Raw genomic sequence first — 17,254 nt, forward strand, 5'->3', positions numbered from 1 at the left:
TTACTGCGCCAGCTCGTGCAGCGTCACGCACGACTTGCTGATCGCGTTCGCCAGCACGTCGATGTCGGGCACCGCGTCCCGGTCGGTCTGCAGACCGATGTGGACGGCGTCCCGGTACGGCGAGATCGCCACGCCCAGCGCGTGCCCGGGCGCGAGCGGGCCGAACGGATAGATCTCCGTCAGCGGAGCGCCGTCGACCGTCAGCGGCACCGCGGGCAGCGGCACGGTCGTGACCACCGTGTCGAACAGCAGCGGCGCCCCGAAACCCGTGAGAGGCCCGGCCAGCCGGTGCACCGGGGACGGCAGCGCGTTCGCGAGGATCGCCAGCGTGCCGCCACCCCGTGCCGGTCCGGCCGCCTTGTTCGCTTCCATCGCCGCGCGCACCGCACGCAGCCGTGCCACCGGGTCCGCCAGCCCGACCGGCAGGTCGCACAGGTACCCGGACAGCTGGTTGCCACCCGCGCCACCCCGGGCCCGCGTGTTCACGGGGATCAGCGCGCGCGGCGTCCGCCCGTCGACCGGGGCGCCGCGCGACCGCAGCCACTCCCGGAGCCCGCCCGCGAGCACCGCGAGCGCCACGTCGTTGGTGGTGCCGCCGTGCTGACGCCGGATCTGCCGCACGTCCGCGAGGTCGAGGCGGACGAACGCCACCCGCCTCGCGGTCCCGCCGGACGTGAGCATCGCCGGCACCGGCGGCCGTCGCACGGCACGCGCGACCGCACCCGCCATCGCCGCCGTCTCACCGAGCCCGTACGACTGCGGGGCGGCCGCTCTGGTCGGCGGCACGCCACCGTCGACCAGGGCACCGGCCAGCGCCACGGCACCGGCACCGTCGGCCAGCGAGTGGTGCAGCTTGACGAGCACCGCGAACCGGTCGCCGGGCAGCCCGGTGACGATGTGCACGTCCCACGGCGGCCTGGTCAGGTCCAGTGGGGTCGCGAGCCAGCCCGCCGTGTACGCCTCGAACGTGTGCTGGCCCAGCGCCTCGTACGTGTGCACGTGCGCGGCCGGGTCGAAGTCGGTCGCGGGCCACCACGACGGGAACCAGCCGCCGTCGACCCGCAGCCCCGGCAGGCGCGCGGCCCGCTCGACCAGCAGAGCCCGCAGACGATCGAGGGACACCGGCCCCCGGAACACCGCCACCGCACCGAGGTGCATCGGCCTGGCCCGCGTCTCCAGGCTCAGAAACGCCGTGTCCAACCCAGTCAGTCGGCCCATGGCTTCAGCTCACCAGCGTTCCGTGTCCTGCGAGTTACGCGTGTGCGAAGTCGTAATTCTTCACCCTTTCGCGCAGGTCAGGGAATTGCCCAGATGGTGACCTTCGAGTTGGGCTCGACCTTGCTGTTAGGCGCCGGGTTCTGCGCGAAGACCCGGCCACCGGCGCCCGGGAAGGCCTGGACGTCGACCTGCAGGCCCAACCCGGTGAGGATCGCCTTCGCCTCGTCGACGGACCGGTTACCCACATCGGGCACGGTCACCGCGTTGGAGACGTAGACGGTGACGACTTTCTGGTCGCCCTCGACCGTGGTGCCGATCTGCGGGTCCGTCCGGACGACCCGGCCGGCCTCGATTTCCGCCGAGAACTCCGGTTGGCCGTCCTGCGGTGTGTAGCCCGCCTCGGTGAGCGCCTGGAACGCCTCGTCGCGGGTCTTGTTGCGCACGTCGGGGATGGGTTTGGGTTCCGGACCCTTGCTGATCACGATGATGACGGGCGCGTTCAGCCGCAGCTCGGTGCCGGGCTGCGGGTCGACCGTGACGACCTTGCCCTTCTCGACCTCGTCGCTGTACTCGTTCTTCCCGTCGTCCTTCTCCGGCCGCAGGCCCTGCTTGCGGATCAGGTCGGCCACCTCGGCCTCTTCCGCGCCCGCCCGCACCTCGGGCACCTTCGGCCTGCCCAGCGACACGAACACCGTCACCTGGTCGCCGCGCAGCATCTCCTCGCCGGACGCGGGGGCGGTGCGGATGACCGTGCCCGCCTTGACGTCGTTGTGGTGTTCGGTCTTGACCTGCGGGTTCAGGTCGCTGGCCTGCAGCTTCCGCTCGGCCTCCGAGGTCGCCAGGCCCTCGACGGACGGCACCGTGCTGTACCGGCCGGAGGTGAACCACCAGGTCGACGTGCCGACGAGCGCGAGCACCACCACCGCGATGGCGCTCCACAGCGCGATCGACGTGCCGTTCCTCTTCGGCCTCGGCCCCTGCGGCGGCCGGCCGCGCGGCGGACGCGGCGGCCCGCCGGGCGGCTGTTGTGTCGGGAAGGGCGCCGACACGGGCGGCGTGTACTCGGTCGCGGCCGCCGAGGCGGCGGTCGCCAGGTCGGTGCGCAGCATGGCACGCGTGCCCTGCGGGCCGACCGGCCGGAAACCGGCGGGCGCCGGCCGCACGATCGTGGCGCCGGACGGCGTGGCCGCGGACACGGCCGGTGCGTTGCGCACGGTCTGTTCGGCGTTGCCGAGCACCAGCCCGCCGGACGAGGTGCCGTCGGCGATCATGGCGGGCGACACCGGCATCGTGCGGTCCGCGACCGTCGGCGCGGGCACCGGGACCGGCACGCGCGGCGCGCCGGTGATCACGCGCAGCTTCTCCACCTCGGCGAGGAACGCGGCGCCGTCCGTGGGCCGCAGCGCCGCGTCGCGCCTGGTGGCGCGCACGACCAGGTCGTCGAGCTCTGGCGGGAGACCGGGCACGAGCGTCGACGGGGCGGGCACGTCGTCGTTCACGTGCCGGTAGGCGACGGAGATCGCGTTGTCGCCGGTGTAGGGGGCGCCGCCGGTCAGCGCCTCGAACAGCACGATGCCGGCCGAGTACACGTCGCCCGCCGCGGTCGCGTTGCCGGTGGTGACCTGCTCGGGGGAGAGGTAGGCGACCGTGCCGAGGATGACGCTGGCGCTCGTGGTTCCGGCGCTGTGCACGGCCCTGACCAGGCCGAAGTCGCCGACCTTGACCGTACTGCCGCCCTCGCCGCCGTGCCCGATGAGCACGTTCTCCGGCTTGACGTCCCGGTGCACGAGCCCGGCGCGGTGCGCGGCGGCCAGCGCGGAGAGCACCGGCTCCATGATCGCGAGCGCGGTCGGCACGTCGAGCGCGCCGCGCTCGTTGATCAGGTCGCGCAGCGTCCCGCCGTCGACCAGCTCCATCACCAGGTAGACGAGATCACCGTTCGGTGACTTGTCGACCCCCTGGTCGTGTACCGCGACCACGTTCGGGTGGTGGATCTTGGCGGCGGACCTGGCCTCCCGCTCGAAGCGGTCGACGAAGGCGCGGTCGTCCGCGAACCGCGCGTCCATCACCTTGATCGCGACCTGGCGGTCGAGACGCGTGTCCAGCCCGCGGTACACCGAGGACATACCGCCGCGGGCGAGCAGCGCGTCGACCCGGTACCGCTGCTCGAGCAGCGCACCGATCAGGCCGGCTCCCCTTTCTTCCACGCCCGTGATGGTACGGAGCCCGGCGTCACGGCGGGGCGAAGCGGTCGATTTGTGGGTCACGAGCAGATCACACGAGCCGAAAACAGCCTGCGCGCCACAGCCCCACCTGTGGCATCGTTTCCCATGTGAGTGCGATCCCTACCGCCGACGACGTGCTGGGTGCCGAGGTCGAGGTGCTACCGCTGCCGGACGTGGCCGACCGGCTCGGTCTGCCGGTCAACAAGGTGCGGCAGGCGCTGCGGGACGGTCAGCTGCTCGCGGTCCGCAGGGACGGGGTGCTGGTCGTGCCCGCACCGTTCCTCACCGCGGACGGCCAGATCGTCAAGGGCCTGCCCGGCACGATCACGGTGCTCGCGGACGCCGGCTTCACCCCCGACGACATGCTGCGCTGGCTCTTCGAGCCGGACGACACGTTGCCGGGCGGCACCCCGATCGACGCGCTGCGCGCCACGGGTGGCCGCGAGGTGAAGCGCAGGGCTCAGGCCCTGGCGTTCTGAGCGGCCTGACGGGACCGCGCGCTCTGCTCGGCTTCGAGCGCGCGGTGCAGCCTCGCCTGCTCCGCGTCCGTGCCGACGTGCACGAAACCGGCCAGGAACACCACCCGCGCGAGCAGTCGCCCGCCACGGGTCGGTGCCGCGCGCCGTCCCAGCCTGCCTGCCACCGAACGCGACCGCACGGGCGCCACGCGGCCACCGACGACGGCGGCCAGCACCATGAGCGCCAGCAGGACGGCCGCCCACCCGAGCGCGGCCGCGTCCACGCCGGGTGCCCACCCGGCCGCGGCCACGAACACCGCCGCGGCCGCGAGCACCCCGGTACGGCCCAGTTCCGCGCCGCCCGCCGGACCCTCGGTCAGGGACGCCCAGCACCCGCACGACGACCCGCGCAGCACGGCCAGGACCACGAAGCAGAGGAACCCGGCGTACGTGACCGCGAGCGCCGCCCCGACGACCCGGCCGCCGACGAACACGACCGCGGCCGCGAGCAGCAGCTCCCACGCGCCGAGCAGCCGCCCGGCCAACCGCAGCCGGTGCGCGGGACGTGGTCCGAGGACACGCCGAAGCGCCCCGGCGACATGACCGGGGCGCCACAGCTTCGGTACGCCCGCGCTGACCAGCAACGCGGCCAGCGCGAGCGCGAAGCCCTGCGCAGGGCTCACAACTTGTCGTAGCAGTCGATGATCACGGCCATGATCACGCCGAGGCCCGCGCCAGCGGCGACCGCCGCGATGATCTCGGCGGCCGCGACCCCGACCGCCGCCAGTGCCGCCTCCAGGTAGGTGGCGCCCCACCGGGACGCCGCGATCAGCATCGCCTTCACGTCCTGCGGCAGCATCCGCCACAGGCCCGCGATCTCCTTGACGCCGTCCTCGCCGATCTCCATGAGGATCTCGCCGTCGCGGCCCGCGCACGCGGTGAAGTCATCCCACGCCATCGTTCACTTCCCCTTCGTCACGCGGTCTGCTCGAGTGCCTGGTTGGTCGCCTGCAGCGACTCGCCCAGCGACATGCCGTTGCCCGCGAACGCCGTGATCAGCGGGTCGCCCTCGGACACCACCCCGACCTCCGGGTCGCCGAGCAGCGTGTCGGCGCCCTGCCGGGAGAGGGCGTCCACGATCGCCCTGCTGGTCTCGTCGAGCCCCTCGTACCAGCTGTTCACGTGCGCGGCGACCTGCTGGATGTAGCCCGCGTCCGCGACCTCCGGCGCGATGTCGATGCCCGCGCCCGCGAGCGCGCCCACCAGCGCGTCAGCACCCGCTCCGTCGTCGACCGGCTGCCACTGGCTGCCGTCCCACTTCCACTTGCCGTCGTCGCTGAGCGCGCCGACCTCCGCCTGCTGCGTCTCCCCGTCCGGGACCGGCTGCCAGTCGGCGCCGTCCCACCAGTACCTGCCGTCCTCGGAGAGCTGCGCTCCCTCTGGCACCGTCATCGCTGTTCCTCCCGCGGTGACCGGCCACGACGTCCGTGGCCCGTGGCAGGAGGATGGCTCCTCACGGTCCTTGCCGGACAGTCGTGGCGGACCGGTTCAACGGGAACCGCCGACCTCCCGAAAGGGCAGTGCGGTGACCAGCGCCGTGGCCGCGATCCGCAGGCGCCTGCGCGTCGGTACGACCACGCGCCTGCCGAGCACGTCGTAGTCGGCGTCGGCGATCTCGTCGAGGATGCGGCGGTACATGGCGGCCGCGGCGGCGATGCACGGCCGTGCCCTGGGTGCCAGCATCCCGATGCCCGGCTCGGCCCGCCGGTAGACGGCGTGGTTGCACGACACGAGGTGGGCGAGCGCACGGCGGATGGGCCGTGCGGTGCGGCCCGTGCGGTGCGCGTGCTCGACCATGGCCCGGTCCACGCCGAACGCCGCCAGCTCGTCGGCGGGCAGGTACAGGCGGCCGCGGTCGAGGTCCTCACCGACGTCGCGCAGGAAGTTCGTCAGCTGGAACGCCTCACCGAGCGCCGCCGCGTACGGCGCCGCCTCCGCCTGTGGCACGGACGTGCCGAGCACCGGCAGCATCTGCAGCCCGATCACGCCCGCCGAGCCGTGCGTGTACTCGGCGAGGTCGGCGAAGGTGGCGTAACCGGTGACCGTGAGGTCCATCCGCATGGACGCGAGGAACTCGGTGAACAGGTGCTCGTCGATGTCGTGGCGCTGCACGGTGTCGGCGAGCGCCAGCAGCACGGGGTGCGCGCAGGGGCCGCCGGACAGCGCTTCGGCGAGCGCCTTCTCGAGGCTGTTCAGCGCCTCGCCGGGGTCGCCGGGTGCGGTCCCGCTGTCGACGATCTCGTCCGCGAGTCGTGCGAACCCGTACAGGGCGTGCACCGAGGGCCTGCTCGCCGCGGGCAGCAGCCGGGTGGCCAGGAAGTACGTGCGCCCGTGCTGTGCGTTGATCCGTCGGCAGGCCGCGTACGCGGCTTCCAGCGCCGACGTTCTTCTTCCCGCGGAGGTGCCCAACAGCCCTGTCACTTGGGGCAGCTCACCCACTGGCCCGCCGGGCACGCGCCCTTCTCCTGCTTGTACGTCGCCACCAGCTGGGCCGCGAGCGCATGCGCGGACACGGGGTTGTCCGCGGTGGTGACGAGGGAGTACGTGCACACGGACTTGGTGGTGCCGAGGCAGCTGCGCAGCTGTTCCTTCGCCTGGTCACGCCAGTAGCGCGCGGACACGACGCCGTACTTCCACACGCCCTCGGAGTAGGAGACCTCGTACACGGCGTGCCCGCTCTCGCCCTCGCTGCGTGCCTTCGGGTCCGCGGCCTTGGCGGCGCCGCGTTCGGCGAGCGGCGCGGCGTCCGGCGGGTCCGCCAGTGCGAGGGCGGTCCACACGGCGCCGTACGGGTGGCTGCCGGGCACGCTGTTGGCGCGCTGGTAGAAGTCCGCCCACTTCTGGTTCTTGATCGCGCAGCTCATGGTGGCCGACTTGCCGGGCTGGACCGGTCCGACGGTCTGCTCGCAGCTGCCGAGCGGCGCGTTGTCGCCCGTCCAGTCGGCCTTCAGGTGGACCTTCACGGCCTTCTTCGACGGGTTGGTGATGTCGACGATGAGCGTGCAGCTCGTCGCAGCGCACTTGTCGAACCGGTTGCCGCCCTGGGTGATCGACGTGAGCGCGTCGACCGCGGTGTTCAGTTCGTTCTTCGCCTTGCCGGCCAGGTCGGTGTAGATCTTGTTGATCGTCGCGGACACGTCGGTGACGGCCACCTGCAGGTCGCGGGCCTTGGTGTTCTCGGCGCTGCCGATCTCGTCGAGCGTGAGCGCGACGACGCCGTGCGGCGCCTCCTCCGCGAGGTAGACGGTGCCGCCGTCGACGGGGATCTCGACCCCGCTCACGCCGCCGCCCGCGTTGGTGGCCTGGGTGGGCAGCTCCCCGTCGGCGTCCTTGGTGGCCTTGCCCGCGGTCTGGCCGACGACGTCCGGGGTGAAGATGTCGGCGAACTCGACGCCGAGCAGCACGGTCGGCAGCTTCACCCAGCGGTTGCCGAGCGCGGTGCCGTCACCGGAGCTGACGCCGAAGCGGGCGGCCATGGCGGCCCAGAACTCGGGTTTGCCCTTCAGGTACAGGGTCTTGTCGAGCACGATGATCGACGCGCCGCGCCCGTCGACGGCGATCGAGCCGAACACCTCGCTGGTGCTGGTCGCGGTCACGTCGACGGTGAACGTCGAGTCGTCGGAGGCGGTCAGCGTGCCCTGGTAGCGCACCGCGGCCGACTCCGCGAGGCTCGCGAGCGCGGCGCCCGTGGCCTCCGCGGTGGTGAGCGGCCCGATCTCGACGCCCGACGGCGCCCCGCTGACCGCGTTCGTGCACGCGGTCAGCCCGAGCGCACCCGCGACCAGGAGAGGCACCAGCCGGCGAGGCTTGCGAGTCGGCTCCGCTGTCATCGTTGTTCTCCCCGTCCGGCGGGCACGCCGTGGCCTGTTCGGGCGCATCCCCAGCAGGAGTATCCCAACTCAGTTGGCGGCGACGCGGGGGGAGTTCCTGACGGATTGCCGACGAGTCGTCCCCGTCACCCGTTCGGCGGCGAGCCGGCCGGAGATGACGACGGGCGGTATGCCCACGCCCGGGGTGGTGCCGCAGCCCGCGAGGACGACGTTGGCCGCGCCGCGCACCAGGTTGCGCGGCCGGAACGGACCGGTCTGCGGAAACGTGTGGGCCAGTGAGAACGGGGTGCCCGCCGCGAGGCCCTGTGCGGCCCAGTCGGCGGGGGTGACCAGCCGTTCGACGGTGATCGCGTCGTCGAAACCGGTGAGTCCGCGGTCGGCGAGCACCCGCCCCAGCTCCGCCCGGTAGGCGGGCCCGACCCGGTGCCAGTCGATGGCCGCGGTCGCCAGGTTCGGGCACGGCGCGAGCACCGACAGGACCTCGCGGCCGTGCGGCGCGAGGCCGGGGTCGGTCGCGGTCGGGCGGGTGACCAGCAGCGACGGGTCGCTCATGAGCCTGCCCGCACGCAGGATCTCGGCGAACGTGCGGTCCCACTCCGCGCCGAAGAACACCGTGTGGTGCCCGAGTTCCGGCCAGGTGCGGTCCACGCCGGCGTGCAGCACGACCGCCGACGGCGACCAGCGCGGCCGCAGCGGCCTGCGTGGCGAGATGCCGAGCAGCCGGTAGCTGACCGGCAGGTCGGGGGTGAGCACGATCGCGTCGCACGGGATCCGCTCGCCGTGCGTGGTGCGGACGGCCGTGACCTGGTCGCCGGTGCGTTCCAGCCAGGCCGCGCCGGTGCCGGTGCGCACCGAGGCGCCCGCGTCCGTCGCCGCGTCCGCCATGGCCTGCGCGACCGCGCCGACCCCGCCGCGCGGGAAGTAGACGCCCGCGACGGTGTCCATGTAGGCGATCACCGCGTAGGCGGCGAGTGCCTGGGTCGGCGCGAGGCCCGCGTACAGCGACTGGAAGGAGAACAGCCGCCGCAGCCGTTCGTCGGACAGGAACCGGCCGATCCGCGGGCCGAGCCTGCCGAACCCGCCCAGTGCGGCGAGGTGGGCGAGCTCGCCGCCGAGCAGGTCGAGCGGGGAGTCGAAGTTGGCGCCGATGAACGTGTCGCGCTGGACGCGGTACAGCCGGGTCAGCCACTGGCGCAGCCGCAGGTAGCCCGCCGCCTCACGGGGCCCGGCCACCCGGCGGACCTCCTCGGCCATGGCGTCGGCGTCGGTGTGCACGGCGATCGTGGACCCGTCGGCGAAGTGCGCGCGGTACGCCGGGTCGAGCCGGATGAGGTCGACGCGGTCGGCGAGCGACGAGCCGACGGCCGCGAACGCCTCGTCGAGCAGTTCCGGCATGGTGAGCACGGAGGCGCCGGTGTCGATGCGGAACTCACCGAGCCGGTCGCGGCCCGCGCGGCCGCCGACGTGCGGCGCCGCCTCCAGCACGGTCACCTCGCGGCCGGCGCCGAGCAGGTGCAGCGCGGCCGACAGCCCGGCCAGGCCGGCGCCGACCACGACCACGTGGTCGGTCCTGCCGGGAAGGGAACGCATTCAGCGGTCCCGCCGGGTCGCGGCGATCGCGAGGTCCGCGAGCCGGGTGCGGCCTGGTTCGGCCAGCCCGGCCGCGTCGAGCGCGGCCATCGCCGACACCGTGAGCTTCTCGATCCGCCGTTCCAGCTCGTCGACTGCGCCGACCTCGACCAGCAGGTCCCGCACCCGCCGGATGGTCTCCTCGGTGAGGTCGGGGTCGCCGAGCGCGCGGCGCAGCAGGTCCGCGTCGGCGTGCCTGCCCGCGTCGTCGGCGTACCGCAGGCCGAGCGAGACCAGCAGCGTGCGCTTGCCCTCACGCAGGTCGTCACCGGCGGGTTTGCCGGTGACGACGGTGTCGCCGTACACGCCGAGCAGGTCGTCGCGGAGCTGGAACGCGACGCCGATGTCGGTGCCGAACGCGCGGACGGACGCGATCGTGTCCTCGTCGGCGCCCGCGAGCGCCACACCCATGTGCAGCGGGCGTTCCACCGTGTACGCGGCGGTCTTCAGCCGGGCCACGCCCAGCGCACGTTCCTCGGACTCGTCACCCTCGGCCTGCGCGAGCACGTCGAGGTACTGGCCCGCGAACATCTCGGCCCGCATCGCGAGCCACGGCGCACGGGCGGCGGCCCGCATCCGGTCGTTCAGCGGTGCGCCGGTGAACATGTCGTCCGCCCACGCGAGCGCGAGGTCGCCGAGCAGGATCGCGGCGGCCATGCCGAACCGTTCCGGCTCACCGAGCCAGCCACCGGCCCGGTGCGCGTCGGTGAACCGGACGTGCACGGTCGGGTGGCCCCTGCGCAGTTCCGAGGCGTCCATGAGGTCGTCGTGGACCAGCGCGCACGTCTGGATCAGCTCCAGCGCGCTCACCGCGGTCAGCACGGCCTCGGCCGTCGGGCCGGTGCCCTCCCCGCCCGCGGCGCGCCACCCCCACCACGCGAACGTGGGCCGGATGCGCTTGCCACCGCGGAGCGCGAAGTCGGACAGGGTGTCGACGGCGGTCGCGAACGTCTGCGCCTGCGCGGGCAGCTCGGCGCGACGCTCGGCGAGGTAGCCGCGGAGGAGCTTCTCGACGTGGCGGTGCACCGCGCTGTCGATGTCCTCAGCTACGCGCTCGGGGGTCACGCTGACCATGGTGCGTGTTCGGCGTCCGGAACGCACCGCCGGGGGTGGGTGTCGAGGGGATCTGTAGGCAGAGTCACTACCCTGAGTGCATGACTTCGGTGGTGGCCCGCATCCCAGGTGACCGGCCGGTGTTCTCCGTCGAGTTCATGCCGCCCCGGGACGACGCGGACGAACTGCGGCTGTGGAACGCCATCCGCTCGTTGGAGGGCCTCGACCCGGCGTTCGTGTCGGTGACCTACGGCGCGGGCGGCTCCAGCCGCGACCGCACCATCAGGACGACCGGCCGGGTCGTGACCGAGACCACGCTGGTGTCGATGGCCCACCTGACCGCTGTCGACCACTCGGTGGCCGAGCTGCGCAACGTCATCGGCTGGTACGCCTCGCTCGGCATCCGCAACGTGCTCGCGCTGCGCGGGGACCCGCCTGGCGACCCCAACGGTGAGTGGGTCAGGCACCCCGAGGGCCTGGAGTACGCCGAGGAACTGGTGACCCTCGTCCGCTCGCTCGGCGACTTCTGCGTCGGCGTGTCGGCGTTCCCGTACGGCCACCCGCGCTCCGCCGACCTCGACGAGGACACGAGGTACCTGGTCCGCAAGCTCCGCGCGGGCGCCGACTTCGCCATCGCCCAGCTGTTCTTCGAGGCCGACGACTTCCTGCGGCTGCGTGACCGGGTCGCTGCGGCGGGCTGCGAGACGCTGCTCCTGCCCGGTGTGATGCCGCTGACCACGCCGAAGATCCTGAGCAAGACCGTGGAGCTGTCCGGCGCGGACGTGCCCGCGGCGCTCGCCGAGCGCCTCGACCCGCTCGCCGGGGACGCGAAGGCCTTCCGCGAGGAGGGCATGAACGTCACGACGGAGCTGTGCGAACGGCTCCTGGCCGAGGGCGTGCCGAGCCTGCACTTCTACACGTTCAACCGGTCGAAGGCGACGAAGGAGATCGTGGTCGACCGCCTCGGCCTGGCCCCGGGCCGCTCACACCTGCGCTCGGTCGGCTAGCGCCTGGCCTGGGCGCGTTCCGCGCTCAGGCTGCGGCGGTGTGCGATCAGCGCCAGCAGGGCGGCGATCACGGACGCGCCCAGTGCACCGCCGCCGACGATCGTCACCCACTTCGTCAGCGACTCGCCGCGCGTGTCGGAGTACTGCGCGATCGCGTTGAACTCCGTGATCGCGGCGGGTTTCGGGGACCAGCTGATCGTGCCTTCGTCCTCGTCGCCGTTGGTCCTGGTGATCGAGCCGGGGAAGGCGACCTTGATCTGGACGTCCGCGCGGTCCTTGGGCATCTGCGACAGGTCGACCGAACCGGCGAGCGTCACGAGGCCGCCGGCACGGCGCAACGACAGCCGGAACTCGTCGGCCTCGGAGATCGTGTCCACGAGCGTCTGGACGTCGGCGAAGCGCAGGCCGGAGAACGTCACCTTCTGCCCGACGTAGCCGTCCTGGGCGTACTTCTCCGTCCGCACGCGGTCCGACAGCTCGGGCGGGATCGTCAGCGGCGGCCCGGTGTCCTGCTCGCTCACCGGCAGCGCGGCGACGACCAGCTCACCCGACACGAGGTCGTCCGGCGACACCGCGATGGCGGCGTGGATGCGCAGGCAGCCGGTCAGGGAGAGCATGAGCATGCCGAGCAGCGCGAGTAGCCCTGTGACTCGAAAGACCCTGCGCACCGCGCCATCCTGCCAGTACCCCCGGGTGGGCGCGAAATCCCGTGTGCGTGCACGCGCCGGTCGGTACCGTGCGCGCCATGACCGTGCAGCGCATCAGCGACCAGTACGTCGACGACTACGTGCGGCTTCTGCCGACGGTGGCCACCGAACTGGGCATCCCCGGCCACGACGACCGGTGGCCGGACCTGTCACCCGACGGGAACGCCGCGGTCACCGACCTGCAGCGGCGCGCACTCGCCGACGTGGCCGCCGTCGAACCGGCGGACGGCGCGGAACGCGTGGCGAAGGCGGTGTTCGCCGAGCGGCTCGGCGTCGAGGTCGAGACCTACGACGCCGGCCTCGTCGACTCGGACCTGAACGTGCTCGCGAGCCCGCCGCAGACGCTGCGGTCCACGTTCGACCTGATGCCCGCCGACACCGCCGACGACTGGGCCACCATCGCGACCCGCCTGTCCCGCCTGCCCGCGGCCATGGCCGGCTACCGCGCGAGCCTGCTGCACGCCGCCGCGAAGGGCCACGTGTCCGCGGCCCGGCAGGTCCGCAAGGTGGCCGACCAGTGCGGGCAGTGGAGCGAGGACTTCTTCACCGGTCTCGTCGCCGCCGCGAAGGACGTGCCGGACAGCCTGCGTGCCGACCTGAACGCGGGCGCGGAGGCCGCCTCGCGGACCTACGGGGAGCTGGCGGAGTTCCTGCGCACCGAGATGCTGCCGAAGGCCCCGGAGAAGGACGCGGTCGGCGAGGACGCCTACAAGCTGCTGTCCCGCCGCTACCTGGGTGCCGCGCTGGACCTGCGCGAGGCCTACGCGTGGGGCTGGGACGAGTTCATGCGCCTCGAGGCCGAGATGAAACAGGTCGCGAACCGGATCAGGCCGGGCGCGAACCTCGCCGAGGCCGCCGCCGCGCTCGACGCCGACCCGCGCTACCAGGTGCGGGGCGTCGAGGCGTTCCGCGAGTGGATGCAGAAGCTGTCCGACCAGGCGCTGTCCGACCTGCGCGGCGTGCACTTCGACATCCCCGACGAGATCATGCGGCTCGACTGCAAGATCGCCCCGCCCGGTGGATCGGCGGGCGCGTACTACACCAACCCGAGCGACGACTTCACCCGTCCCGGCGCGATGTGGTGGGCCCTGCCGCCCGGCAAGGACTCGTTCACCACGTGGCGCGAGGCCAGCATCGTCTACCACGAGGGCGCGCCGGGCCACCACCTGCAGATCGCGACGGCGATGTACCACGCGGAACGGCTGAACAAGTTCCAGCGGATGCTGTCGTGGGTGCCCGCCTACTCGGAGGGCTGGGCGCTGTACGCCGAGCGGCTGATGCGCGAGTTCGGCTACCTGTCCGACGACGGCAACCTGTTCGGGATGCTCAACGAGAACATCTTCCGCGCCGCTCGCGTGATCATCGACATCGGCATGCACCTGGAGCTGACGATCCCGCCGGGCACCGGCTTCCACGAGGGCGCGACCTGGACCCCGGAGCTGGGCCTGGAGTTCATGCTGACCAGGACGATCACCGAGCAGGCGACGGTCGTCGACGAGGTGGACCGGTACCTGGGGTGGGGCGGTCAGGCACCCGCGTACAAGCTGGGCGAGCGGTTGTGGCTGGAGGCCCGCGAGGACGCCAAGGCCCGGTCGGGCGCCGCGTTCGACCTGAAGCACTTCCACATGGAGGCCCTCTACCTGGGGCAGATGGGCATGGACACGATGCGAGAGTGCCTGGCCCGCATCTAGGTCGTCACCTCGGTGAAGGCCCACGGGTCGTGGGCGGAGAACACCCGCACCTCGTCGCCGTGGTCGCGGACCAGTTCCCGGAGCCGGGCCTGGTTGCCGATCCGCAGCGGCCGGTCGGTCTCGGTGATCTCCTCGAACGCGTCCCACAGCGGGATCTCCCACCGCTGCGGCGCGATCTGCCCGTCGTAGTAGAACGCGTCCCCGGCGTGCAGCAGCCAGCGGTCGGTGGTCTTCACGGCGACCGCGCAGTGGCCCGGCGTGTGCCCGGCCAACGGCACCAGCAGCACGTCCTGCGGCAGCCCGTCCAGGTGTACGGCGTCGAAGCCGAACCACGTCGTGTCGCGCCTGGACGGGTACGTCACCCACCTCGGCCGGTGTGCCCAGTGCGCCGGGCGGTACCGCAGCGTGTGTTCCGGGTGCGTGCTGGTCGTCGCCATGGCCGCGCGGAACTCGGCGTCATGGACGTGGATCCGGGCAGCGGGAAAGTCGGGCAGACCGCCGCTGTGGTCGAGGTCGAGGTGGGTGAGCACGATGTCGGTCACGTCCGCCGGGTCGTGGCCCAGCGCGGTGAGCCGCGCGACCGCGGTCTCGTCCGGGTCGAGCAGTGGCTCCGTGCGGGCCAGGAAGTCCGGGCCGAGCGCGACGTCCGGCTGCCCGATGTCGACCGCGCCGAACCCGGTCTCCACCAGCACCAGGCCGTGGTCCGCCTCGACCACGAGGCAGTGGCACACGACGCGCGCGGGTTCCCGGCCGTCGGCGGGGATCTCGCGCATGGTGCCGCAGTTGAGGTGTGTGACGTTCATCCGTGCTCCAAGAAGTCGCAAGAAATGTGGAAACCGCGAAAATCACTCGCTTTGTCAACCGAATGGGGCAATCCGGTCGCGCGCTAGCCCTGCCGTCGGAGTGATACGCCCCCGTTCGGAGGAAGCGACGGCCCCGGTGCACCGGCCACGACGAGAGAATATGACGACTGGTCTAGCTAATTCAATAGACCGGTCATCATAGACTTCGAGAAAGTTCGTGCCTTGTGCTTGCGCGACACGAGATAGTGGAGGCAAGTGACACCCCAGTGGAGGTCGGCATGGCAACCGACGCGGAAGTCATCGGCGTCCGCGGCGTCTTCCTCAAGCTGAGGACTCATGCCGGCCTGACTGCCAGACGTCTGCGCGACACGGAAGTGGACACGCGTGTCCTCGCGGACCTGCCCGCGGTGCAGCGCGCGATCCGCGAGTCCGGCGCGCCGGTCGAGCAGGCCGTCGTCGACGCCGTGGCCGCGGTCGTCGCCGAGCTGGAACCCACCGACCGGCTCATCGCCGACGTGGTGCTCGCGCTCGGCATGCTGGCCGACGAGCTCACCGACCAGCCCGCGCTCGCCAACCGCCTCTACCGCGCCGACCTCGGCGTGCGGCGGATCGCGCTGTCGGAGGGCTGGCGCACGCTGCACGAGCTGATGGGCGTGGAGAACCCGCCGCCCGCGCCGACCGTGCGCAGCCTGCGCGGCTCGGTGGAGGAGAAGACGCTCGGCGTGCTGGCCGAGCGCTGCGTCCGCGCCGCGGGCCTGGCGCGCCGCGAGTCGTCCGAGGAGCCCGGCAACACGGTGCTCGTCGTCGGCGGCGCGGTGATGGACCACATCACGGTCGTCGAGCAGCTGCCGGTCGCGGGCACGTCCGTGCAGGCCACGTCGTTCCACATGAACCCCGGCGGCAAGGGGCTCAACCTGTCGGTGGCCGGCAGGCGCATGGGCTTCGACATCCGTTTCGCCGCCGCCGTCGGTGGTGACGCGGCCGCGACCAGGCTTCTCGAGTACATGCGCAGCGAGGACCTGTCCACCGACTTGATCGTTGAAGCACCGGGCGAAGCGACCCCCGTGGCACAGGTTATTGTGCTGCCCAACGGAGACGCCGCCACGATCGGCTGGAAGAACGAACTCCGGGTCGCACTCTCCACAAGAGACATGCGAAGCCAGGCGATGAGCCGTGCGCTGGCCGAGGCCGACGCCGTGCTCGTGACCCTGGAAGCGCCGGTCGATGTCGTGAAGTGGACGTTGGACACCGCACGGAATCTGCCGAGGAAGCCGCTGGTGCTGTTGCAGGCGTCCCCACCCCTGGACCGTCCACAGCAGATCTACCGGCAGCTCACCGGCGTGGATTACGTCGTGGGTTCCGAATGGGCGCTAGGCAAGCTGCTGCCCCCCTTCGACGACGACAAGAGCATTGACGAGATCGCTCGTCAGCTGCGCACCATGGGCGTGGCGACGGTCTGTGTCGTGGAGAACTTCCGCTGCCGCATCAGATCTCGTGAGTTGGAAGCGGACATCGACGCACCATCGGTGCCGCTCACCGACTCCCCGGGGGCTCGCGAAGCCTTCTCCGCGGCCCTGGTACATCATTTGCTCAGGATCGGCCGCGGTGGCCTCACCCGCGAAAGCCTTGAGTGGGCGAGCGCGGCGATGGCCACGAACCTTTCCATCGACATCATCACAGACGCCATGCCCAAGCCCGGCGACGTCGGACGGATCATGGAGTCGGACCAGAGTGTGGGGTAGCCCGCGTGGGCGATGAAAACCTGACGGAACATGTGCTGAGGCACGCAGACGGGGACTTCCGCGTCGTCGTGCTCGGCCGGGGTTCCGACCTGCACGGCAACCAGCCGTGCGCCGCGGTGTTCGGCGAACCCGAGGACGGGTGTCTCGTTCGGATCCACTCGCGGTGTGTGTATGGCGAGATCTTCGAGTCCGTCGACTGCGACTGCCGGGACCAACTGCGGCAGTCGATGGCCATGATGCGCAAAGCGGGCTCCGGTGTGCTCATCTACCTCGATCAGGAGGGCAGAGGCGCCGGGCTGCTCGCGAAGGCTCTCGGGTACCAGCTGACCCAACGTGAGGGCCTGGACACGTTTTCCAGCTACCGGGTGCTCGGCCTGCCCGAGGACTCCCGGTCCTATGAGGACGCGGTGGCCATCCTCCGCGGTCTCGGCCTGCGCCGGGTGCGGCTGCTGACCAACAACCCGGCGAAGGTCGCGGCACTGGCGACCGCGGACTTCCACGTCGACCAGCAACCGTTCCTCGTACCCGGCCAGAGCGCCGAGGCACGCAGCTACCTGGCGGCCAAGGCCAGGTACGGCCACACCATCTCGATCACCGAGTTGGAGGCCGACGCCGCACGCGAACGCTGGCGGTGGCTGCACAAGCTGCTGCGGCGGACCAGGCGGCGTCCGCAGACGACGACCCCGGAGCGGGCACCCGCGCTGGTCGTCGAGCTGCCGGTACCCACGGTGAACCCCGTGGAGAAGCCGGTGGCGACCGCGCAACCGACCGATCTGGTCAGCTGACACGCGGGGGTGGCCGGGGCGGTTCGCCACCCCGGCCACCCGGCGG

General features: G+C 72.0%; 16 protein-coding genes. 5 read left to right on the top strand and 11 right to left on the bottom strand.

Annotation, left to right across the window (positions count from 1 at the left end; all coding sequences use genetic code 11):
* Both ACIBVP_RS12040 and ACIBVP_RS12045 read right to left on the bottom strand, forming a co-directional pair.
* Positions 1-1,218 carry a wax ester/triacylglycerol synthase domain-containing protein gene (locus ACIBVP_RS12040; RefSeq protein ID WP_396106092.1) on the bottom strand — a complete coding sequence of 406 codons (1,218 nt, stop codon included), beginning with the start codon at positions 1,216-1,218 and terminating at the stop codon, positions 1-3.
* A gap of 77 nt (positions 1,219-1,295) precedes the next feature.
* Positions 1,296-3,425: a PASTA domain-containing protein gene (locus ACIBVP_RS12045; protein WP_396106093.1), complete on the bottom strand. Its 2,130-nt coding sequence runs from the start codon at positions 3,423-3,425 to the stop codon at positions 1,296-1,298.
* Positions 3,426-3,550: 125 nt separating this feature from the next.
* Here ACIBVP_RS12045 and ACIBVP_RS12050 point away from each other — a divergent pair, with 125 nt between their 5' ends.
* Positions 3,551-3,922 carry an Rv2175c family DNA-binding protein gene (locus tag ACIBVP_RS12050; protein ID WP_396106094.1) on the top strand — a complete coding sequence of 124 codons (372 nt, stop codon included), beginning with the start codon at positions 3,551-3,553 and terminating at the stop codon, positions 3,920-3,922.
* On the opposite strand, the gene ACIBVP_RS12055 is transcribed toward ACIBVP_RS12050, so the two are convergent.
* The 7 genes from ACIBVP_RS12055 to ACIBVP_RS12085 all read right to left on the bottom strand — a co-directional run bounded on the left by ACIBVP_RS12055 (position 3,904) and on the right by ACIBVP_RS12085 (position 10,494).
* The gene (locus tag ACIBVP_RS12055; RefSeq protein ID WP_396106095.1) at positions 3,904-4,584 is read right to left on the bottom strand and encodes a MauE/DoxX family redox-associated membrane protein; all 681 of its coding nucleotides are present in this window, start codon (positions 4,582-4,584) and stop codon (positions 3,904-3,906) included. The two genes, ACIBVP_RS12050 and ACIBVP_RS12055, sit on opposite strands and share 19 nt — an antisense overlap.
* Positions 4,581-4,859, bottom strand: a complete 279-nt coding sequence (locus ACIBVP_RS12060) for a hypothetical protein (protein ID WP_396106096.1) — start codon at positions 4,857-4,859, stop codon at positions 4,581-4,583. The genes ACIBVP_RS12055 and ACIBVP_RS12060 overlap by 4 nt, the downstream gene beginning before the upstream one ends.
* Before the next feature lie 17 nt (positions 4,860-4,876).
* A complete protein-coding gene (locus tag ACIBVP_RS12065) occupies positions 4,877-5,353 on the bottom strand; it encodes a hypothetical protein (RefSeq protein WP_396106097.1) in 477 nt (158 codons plus the stop codon).
* Between the two features lie 96 nt (positions 5,354-5,449).
* Positions 5,450-6,382, bottom strand: coding sequence for a phytoene/squalene synthase family protein (locus tag ACIBVP_RS12070; RefSeq protein ID WP_396106098.1), 933 nt, complete (start codon positions 6,380-6,382; stop codon positions 5,450-5,452).
* Complete coding sequence (locus tag ACIBVP_RS12075) at positions 6,379-7,791, bottom strand: hypothetical protein (RefSeq protein ID WP_396106099.1); 1,413 nt, start codon at positions 7,789-7,791, stop codon at positions 6,379-6,381. The genes ACIBVP_RS12070 and ACIBVP_RS12075 overlap by 4 nt, the downstream gene beginning before the upstream one ends.
* A 69-nt stretch (positions 7,792-7,860) precedes the next feature.
* On the bottom strand, positions 7,861-9,381 hold the full coding sequence (gene crtI / locus ACIBVP_RS12080; protein WP_396106100.1) for a phytoene desaturase family protein: 1,521 nt from the start codon (positions 9,379-9,381) through the stop codon (positions 7,861-7,863).
* Positions 9,382-10,494, bottom strand: a complete 1,113-nt coding sequence (locus ACIBVP_RS12085) for a polyprenyl synthetase family protein (RefSeq protein WP_396106101.1) — start codon at positions 10,492-10,494, stop codon at positions 9,382-9,384.
* A gap of 80 nt (positions 10,495-10,574) precedes the next feature.
* Between ACIBVP_RS12085 and ACIBVP_RS12090 the strand changes: the two genes are divergently transcribed.
* Entirely contained in the window at positions 10,575-11,480 is a 906-nt protein-coding gene (locus ACIBVP_RS12090) for a methylenetetrahydrofolate reductase (protein ID WP_396106102.1), read from the top strand.
* On the opposite strand, the gene ACIBVP_RS12095 is transcribed toward ACIBVP_RS12090, so the two are convergent.
* On the bottom strand, positions 11,477-12,148 hold the full coding sequence (locus ACIBVP_RS12095; RefSeq protein WP_396106103.1) for an LppM family (lipo)protein: 672 nt from the start codon (positions 12,146-12,148) through the stop codon (positions 11,477-11,479). The two genes, ACIBVP_RS12090 and ACIBVP_RS12095, sit on opposite strands and share 4 nt — an antisense overlap.
* Positions 12,149-12,225: 77 nt before the next feature.
* Between ACIBVP_RS12095 and ACIBVP_RS12100 the strand changes: the two genes are divergently transcribed.
* On the top strand, positions 12,226-13,878 hold the full coding sequence (locus ACIBVP_RS12100) for a DUF885 domain-containing protein (protein ID WP_396106104.1): 1,653 nt from the start codon (positions 12,226-12,228) through the stop codon (positions 13,876-13,878).
* Here the strand turns inward: ACIBVP_RS12100 and ACIBVP_RS12105 are convergent.
* The gene (locus tag ACIBVP_RS12105; protein WP_396106105.1) at positions 13,875-14,681 is read right to left on the bottom strand and encodes an MBL fold metallo-hydrolase; all 807 of its coding nucleotides are present in this window, start codon (positions 14,679-14,681) and stop codon (positions 13,875-13,877) included. The genes ACIBVP_RS12100 and ACIBVP_RS12105 overlap by 4 nt on opposite strands.
* A gap of 278 nt (positions 14,682-14,959) precedes the next feature.
* Between ACIBVP_RS12105 and ACIBVP_RS12110 the strand changes: the two genes are divergently transcribed.
* Positions 14,960-16,423, top strand: coding sequence for a PfkB family carbohydrate kinase (locus ACIBVP_RS12110; protein WP_396106106.1), 1,464 nt, complete (start codon positions 14,960-14,962; stop codon positions 16,421-16,423).
* Positions 16,424-16,455: 32 nt separating this feature from the next.
* Positions 16,456-17,208: a GTP cyclohydrolase II gene (locus ACIBVP_RS12115; protein WP_396106108.1), complete on the top strand. Its 753-nt coding sequence runs from the start codon at positions 16,456-16,458 to the stop codon at positions 17,206-17,208.
* Positions 17,209-17,254 lie beyond the last annotated feature (46 nt).

Origin of the sequence: Actinophytocola sp. NPDC049390 (genome assembly GCF_044466355.1) — a bacterium.
In the GTDB taxonomy this organism is placed as follows: domain Bacteria; phylum Actinomycetota; class Actinomycetes; order Mycobacteriales; family Pseudonocardiaceae; genus Actinophytocola.

Bases quoted from the DNA above. Each gene is read 5' to 3' on its own strand.
- ACIBVP_RS12110 (WP_396106106.1), top strand. From the start codon at position 14,960: ATGGCAACCGACGCGGAAGTCATCGGCGTCCGCGGCGTCTTCCTCAAG.
- ACIBVP_RS12085 (WP_396106101.1), bottom strand. From the start codon at position 10,494: ATGGTCAGCGTGACCCCCGAGCGCGTAGCTGAGGACATCGACAGCGCG.
- ACIBVP_RS12060 (WP_396106096.1), bottom strand. From the start codon at position 4,859: ATGGCGTGGGATGACTTCACCGCGTGCGCGGGCCGCGACGGCGAGATC.
- ACIBVP_RS12090 (WP_396106102.1), top strand. From the start codon at position 10,575: ATGACTTCGGTGGTGGCCCGCATCCCAGGTGACCGGCCGGTGTTCTCC.
- ACIBVP_RS12100 (WP_396106104.1), top strand. From the start codon at position 12,226: ATGACCGTGCAGCGCATCAGCGACCAGTACGTCGACGACTACGTGCGG.
- ACIBVP_RS12040 (WP_396106092.1), bottom strand. From the start codon at position 1,218: ATGGGCCGACTGACTGGGTTGGACACGGCGTTTCTGAGCCTGGAGACG.
- crtI (WP_396106100.1), bottom strand. From the start codon at position 9,381: ATGCGTTCCCTTCCCGGCAGGACCGACCACGTGGTCGTGGTCGGCGCC.
- ACIBVP_RS12065 (WP_396106097.1), bottom strand. From the start codon at position 5,353: ATGACGGTGCCAGAGGGAGCGCAGCTCTCCGAGGACGGCAGGTACTGG.
- ACIBVP_RS12105 (WP_396106105.1), bottom strand. From the start codon at position 14,681: ATGAACGTCACACACCTCAACTGCGGCACCATGCGCGAGATCCCCGCC.
- ACIBVP_RS12075 (WP_396106099.1), bottom strand. From the start codon at position 7,791: ATGACAGCGGAGCCGACTCGCAAGCCTCGCCGGCTGGTGCCTCTCCTG.